Source organism: Flavobacterium sp. (genome assembly GCF_043722275.1).
Classification (GTDB): Bacteria; Bacteroidota; Bacteroidia; order Flavobacteriales; family Flavobacteriaceae; genus Flavobacterium.
On record NZ_JAYSPC010000083.1, the window covers coordinates 35,933 to 41,932 of the forward strand.

5 protein-coding genes are annotated in these 6,000 nt (G+C 32.9%); 2 read left to right on the top strand and 3 right to left on the bottom strand.

What is annotated here, in order from left to right:
- The first annotated feature begins 231 nt into the window (after nucleotides 1–231).
- Nucleotides 232–2,340 (top strand): ATP-dependent DNA helicase RecG, encoded by a 2,109-nt coding sequence (recG, locus tag ACHZDT_RS11005; protein ID WP_394774678.1) that lies wholly within the window; start codon nucleotides 232–234, stop codon nucleotides 2,338–2,340.
- A 348-nt stretch (nucleotides 2,341–2,688) separates the two neighbouring features.
- Here recG and ACHZDT_RS11010 read toward each other — a convergent pair whose 3' ends face one another.
- From ACHZDT_RS11010 to ACHZDT_RS11020, 3 genes are all read right to left on the bottom strand, one after another.
- Nucleotides 2,689–3,288 carry a PAS domain-containing protein gene (locus ACHZDT_RS11010; RefSeq protein WP_394774679.1) on the bottom strand — a complete coding sequence of 200 codons (600 nt, stop codon included), beginning with the start codon at nucleotides 3,286–3,288 and terminating at the stop codon, nucleotides 2,689–2,691.
- 101 nt (nucleotides 3,289–3,389) lie between these two features.
- Nucleotides 3,390–4,250 carry a hypothetical protein gene (locus tag ACHZDT_RS11015; protein ID WP_394774680.1) on the bottom strand — a complete coding sequence of 287 codons (861 nt, stop codon included), beginning with the start codon at nucleotides 4,248–4,250 and terminating at the stop codon, nucleotides 3,390–3,392.
- Between the two features lie 30 nt (nucleotides 4,251–4,280).
- On the bottom strand, nucleotides 4,281–4,877 hold the full coding sequence (locus tag ACHZDT_RS11020) for a TlpA family protein disulfide reductase (RefSeq protein WP_394774681.1): 597 nt from the start codon (nucleotides 4,875–4,877) through the stop codon (nucleotides 4,281–4,283).
- A gap of 546 nt (nucleotides 4,878–5,423) precedes the next feature.
- Here ACHZDT_RS11020 and ACHZDT_RS11025 point away from each other — a divergent pair.
- The coding region (locus ACHZDT_RS11025; RefSeq protein ID WP_394774682.1) for an efflux RND transporter periplasmic adaptor subunit at nucleotides 5,424–6,000 on the top strand (577 nt) is incomplete at its 3' end.

Sequence of the window (6,000 nt, forward strand, 5' to 3'; positions counted from 1 at the left end):
GTAATAACTTACATTATTTTAAAAAAAACTTCTGTAAATTAATCTAAAAGAACAAATTAATTTGATTTTGAAAATACATTACACTTTCAAAATTGTGAATTAAAATCTATCTTCGCTTGAGAAAGAAAAAAGTGTAAGAAGAAAGAAAAATAGGCACATATAATTCTTTCTCTTGCTCCTAATATCTTTCTTCTAAACTAAAAAATAAAAATCTAAGCCAGTCTAAAAAAAATGTCGAATAATCTTCTGGAAACCCCAATTGAATACTTAAAAGGCGTTGGTCCCAGTCGTGGCCAGTTGCTTCGTAAGGAATTGGGAATTCATAAATACGGGGATTTAGTTAATTTTTTTCCGAATAGATACATTGACAGAACGCGATATTATAAAATTAACGAACTTCAAAATACAGGTTCAGAAGTTCAGATTATTGGTAAAATCATCAATATAAAAACGGTCGAATTTGCTAAAAACAAAAAGCGTTTGGTGGCTACTTTTGTAGATGATACGGGACAAATTGACCTGAATTGGTTTCAGGGACATAAATGGATTCGGGAGAGTTTAAAACTGAATGAAGTTTGTGTAATCTTCGGGAAATGTTCCCTTTACGGAAGTCAGTTTAGTATGGCGCATCCTGAAATTGAGTTGTTTAGCGAGCATGAAAGAAGCCTTCGTTCAGCGATGCAACCCGTTTATCCTTCGACCGAAACTTTGACGAACAGAGGAATTTCAAACAGAACCATTAATAAAATGATGGAACAATTGTTTGTTGAAACTCAGGCTTTATTTACAGAAACTTTTCCTGCTTATCTAATCGAAGAATTAAAACTTATCTCAAAAAGAGCGGCTTTATTCAACATACATTTTCCTAAAAGTCCAGATGCTTTGGCGAAAGCCCAATTTCGATTAAAATTTGAAGAATTGTTTTTTATCCAATTGCAATTAATTACTAAAAACCTGATCAGGAAACATAAAATAAAAGGACATCCGTTTACAAAAGTGGGTGAATTTTTCAATGATTTTTATCAGAATCATTTGCCTTTTCAATTGACAAACGCTCAAAAAAGAGTGGTAAAAGAAATCCGTGCAGATATGGGAAGTAATGCCCAAATGAACCGATTACTGCAAGGCGATGTGGGTTCCGGAAAAACTATTGTTGCTTTTTTGAGTATGCTTCTGGCACTTGATAACGGTTTTCAGGCGTGTTTAATGGCGCCGACAGAAATTTTAGCGAATCAGCATTTTATTGGATTATCAGAATTGGCTGAAACGCTCAACATCAACATAAAAATATTAACGGGTTCTAGTAAAATTGCTACCCGAAGAATCATTCACGAAGAACTCGAAAACGGAAGTCTGCATATTTTAATAGGCACGCATGCTTTATTAGAGGACAAAGTAAAATTTCAGAATTTAGGATTGGCGGTAATTGATGAGCAACACCGTTTTGGAGTGGAACAAAGATCTAAATTGTGGAAAAAAAATGAAATTCCGCCACATGTTTTAGTCATGACCGCTACTCCTATTCCCAGAACTTTAGCGATGAGTTTGTACGGAGATTTAGATATTTCGGTAATTGATGAATTGCCTCCGGGTCGAAAACCTATTCAAACCGTTCATAGATTTGATAGTAATCGGTTGAAAGTCTGGAAATTTTTAAGGGATGAAATTGCGTTGGGAAGACAAATTTACATTGTTTATCCGTTGATTCAGGAATCAGAAAAAATGGATTATAAGGATTTAATGGATGGTTACGAAAGTATTTCACGTGATTTTCCGTTGCCTCAATATTCGATTTCGATCTTGCACGGAAAAATGAAACCTGCGGATAAAGATGCTGAAATGAAACGGTTTTCTGAAGGTAAAACCAATATTATGGTGGCGACAACGGTAATTGAAGTTGGTGTAAACGTACCCAATGCGAGTGTTATGATTATTGAAAGTGCTGAACGTTTTGGACTTTCGCAATTACACCAATTACGCGGACGCGTTGGTCGTGGCGCTGAACAAAGCTATTGCATTTTAATGACGAGCCACAAATTAAGTGCCGACAGTAAAACCCGAATGGAAACAATGGTGGCAACTAATGACGGTTTCGAAATTGCCGAAGTAGATCTTAAACTTCGTGGTCCGGGTGATTTAATGGGAACGCAACAAAGTGGTGTTTTAAACCTTCAAATTGCTGATATCGTGCGCGACAGGGATATTTTAAGTCTCGCCCGAAACTACGCCATGAAAATCCTAAAAGAAGACGGACCGCTCCAAAAACCGGAACACGCAATTCTAAAAGCTGTTTTCCTGGAATTGACAAAGAGAAAGAATATTTGGAATTATATAAGTTGAAGAAGGTTCAAAGATGCAAAGGTTCAGAGGTTCAGAGATTTTGATAACTTGCGTTTAAGAGATATCTTAAATACGTAGAAACTTAAAAAATTACAATTAATAAAATCTAAATTTAGTCCCAATTGTCATCCTGACCGAAGTCGAAGGATTTTGAACAGGAGTTTAAGAAATTATACTAAAACCTTTGCAACTTTGATCCTTTGACCCTTTGCCCCTTTTTATAAAAAAGCTCCACTGCAAAAACACATCAAAATTCAATTACTTATCAGGTGATTTAGATTTGTTGGGGGACAAATTTCAGTTTGAATCTTTGGTTACTTATACAATGAAGCATAGAGTTAAAATCTGCTATTTTTTGGGTGGCGTTTTCTTGTCAAAAAGACCGCTAAAAAGTCCTTTGCTAATTTTATTTTTATCATCTTTTCCTGTAGCAATCAGGTGATCAATGTATTCCATATACGTCTTTTTGCGCTCTTCCAGAAAACCGATTAAATAATCTTCAGATGCTCCAAGACCGCTTACTTCTTCAATATGAAGCAGTTTTTTGTACAATCGCTCAATAAATTTGACAATAACTTCTTCAGGAACAGATTTTCTGGTTCCAAAATAACCAGCAATTTCATCGCCATCAGCAATGATTTTAAAATCGGTAATAACCCAATAAAACCTTCCGGTTTTTGACATGTTTTTTATAACAACATGAATATTTTCGCTGGATTTTATGCTGTCCCACAAGAATTTGAAAATCACTTTTGGCATATCAGGATGACGTATAACGTTATGAGGCTGACCTATTAACTCATGCTCATCATATCCTGATACATCAATAAAAGCTTCATTTGCATATAAAATAGTTCCTTTTGTATCTGTTTTGCTTAATAATACTTTAGTTTTATTCCAATCAACTTCTCTGTCAGATGGAGTTGGGCGATTAATTCTGGTATCCATAAATTTGTATTTTAAATTAAATATGCAATTTCTTTTGCGTATAAATTAGGGGCTTATAAGTAATATTATAAGGTTAGTTTAAAACTCTGATCCGTTTTTAATTAACCTTGACCTCTGCTGTGAGTTGATTTTACGTGAATATCATTTACGAGATCGTCAATTTTTTTAGCACTTTCCCGCATCATTTCCAGATAACTCAAAAGCTGATCATTATCTGTATGTCCTTTTGAAGCATCAATAAGCTTTAAAACCGAGTTTACTGGCAATTTTAAATCAAGTGTTGTTCTGTGAATAAAATCATTATAATCTTTAGTTGCTGACATTGAACTGTATTTTGCCGATGCCAGTTTGATGTTTTCCAATTCATATTCGTCAGAAATTTTCGAAATATGATTCTGGCTGTGTTCTTTAAAATAATACGCCCAATATCCGTTCATAAAAAAAACAACCGCTGCTAAAACAACGTGAATAATAAATGTTTCCAAGTCAAAATTTACCTGTGAAAAATACAATTGCAAACCCTTTGGATCACTGTAAACAAAATTCTGCATATACGCCAAAGCGCCGTGATGCAGGACTACCAAAAGAGTTAACGGAATCTGAAGTTTCCAGTTTTGGTAAATAATTAAAATTGTACTGGCGATAAAAACAGTAAAATGCATTTCAAACAATCCGTGCATCTGATAAATGTACTGCGCCATAAATACGGCTAAAACAACTGATAAAACGTATTGATAAAAATTAGAATTTTTGATAAAAAACTTCGCCGAATAATACAAAAGTATATTGAGGGTCCCCACTCCTACGCCAATTTCGAATGTATCGTATTTAAAGGATAAAGCAATCCCGAGCAGGAAATATACGGCAAGTACATAATTAATAATTATATCTGATTTTTGTGTCATGGTCGACATAAAATTGTGCAGATAATCGCGTTCATTCAAACTGGCTTTTGTTTTCATAAATTAAAGAAATTAGGTTAAGTAATAGATTTATTTAGTGCATTTTGGTAATGAACATCCGTAAGCTCTAAGAGCTAAAGCATCAAATGAAGGGGAATGATTTTGTTTTAATAAAGAATCTATTGCCATTTGCGCATAATTACTGTCTGCATTTGTGCAATATCTTGTTTTATTATAATTTCCGCGGTAATATAAATTTTGAGATGCATCAAGAAGTACCGCCTGAGGTGTCGAGAAAACCCCACAGTTTTTAGCAATATTCTGATCAAAGTAAACAGGAATTTTGGCATCAAACTTCTTCTGAATTTCCTCAATTGTAAAGCTCTTTTGCTTGTTGAGCACTACAATTTTAAAGTTTATCTGATCTCCGTATTTTTTAATCAATTCGCTTACATGAGGAATGTTAAAGCGGGAACATGGACAATCCGGATTAAAAAAATGAATAAAAATTGGTCTGCTATCGGTTACACAACATTTTAAATCAATTTTACTTCCCATAGCTATCTCATGATAATTTAAAGGAATTGGTGTAGGTAAACTGTACTTAAATTCGTTTTGCCAAAATAAAACTGATATCGAAGCACACAATAATAACATCCATAAGCCAACAAGTAATTTTCTTAGCATAAAAGGGAGTATTTGGGGTTTTACAAAAAATGTTTAAACAATTGTTAACTAAATTATTTTAATACAAAATAATTTTAACTTAAAATCAAATAAAATACCTACACATTTTAACGCTTAACCACCAAAAACATTACTATTCTCACAAAAAAATTATCATTTTGTTTAAGCATATCAATGTTACGAATAAAATCGATAAACTGCAAAAAAAATCGGACAAATTACAGTAAATTCTTTCAAGTAAGAAATAACCTAAATAAATAATTGTTATTACGTAAAAATACCTGAGCAAAAACTTACAAATAAGTATAATTAGTATCTTATATTAGAAATTTGGATAATAATCTAAAATAATTTAAAAGCATATTAAACCTTTTCACAAAACTCATGTCCAATTACAAAAAGTTAGAAAAACTAACTGTTAAAAGACGTTTAAAATTAATAGTATCCATGTGTTAAATAAAGCTTAACATCTTTTGATTTCATTTCAAAAAGTTAAATTTGCAGCCTTACTAAAATACATACCCAAAAAACATTTACCTCAATTTTATGAAAGTAAAAAACCTTATTTACGCCTTATTGATTATTGGCATTGGAGGATTTATAGCCTACAGAATAGTATCCAATAAAAGCAAAAACGATGAATCTAAAAAATTTGGCGATAAAGATAAACCTACTACCGTTTCCGGAATTATTGTTAAAACAGCAACTTTTGACAATAACCTTTCTTTATCCGGATCAATCGAAGCTAATGAGCAAATAGAAATTCATAGTGAAGTTTCCGGTATTGTTGAGGGAATTTATTTTACCGAAGGAACTAATGTAACTAAAGGACAGGTGCTTTTTAAGGTAAATGATATTGAATTAAAAGCACAATTAAGACAAGCCATTACTAAAGAAGGTCTGGCTGGCGAAAATGAAAGAAGAGCTAAATTATTACTTCAAAAAGAAGCGATTAGTCAGGAAGAATTTGATGTTGCAAATGCTGATTATGCTTCTACGAAGGCTCAATCGCAATTGATTAGAGCTCAAATTGCAAAAACTGCCGTAAAAGCTCCTTTTTCAGGAAAAATTGGTTTACGTTCTATTTCTCCGGGAACCTATATTACACCAACCATTTTAGTAG

Coding starts and splice junctions, on each gene's coding strand:
- ACHZDT_RS11015 (WP_394774680.1), bottom strand. CDS start 4,250: ATGAAAACAAAAGCCAGTTTGAATGAACGCGATTATCTGCACAATTTT.
- recG (WP_394774678.1), top strand. CDS start 232: ATGTCGAATAATCTTCTGGAAACCCCAATTGAATACTTAAAAGGCGTT.
- ACHZDT_RS11010 (WP_394774679.1), bottom strand. CDS start 3,288: ATGGATACCAGAATTAATCGCCCAACTCCATCTGACAGAGAAGTTGAT.
- ACHZDT_RS11020 (WP_394774681.1), bottom strand. CDS start 4,877: ATGCTAAGAAAATTACTTGTTGGCTTATGGATGTTATTATTGTGTGCT.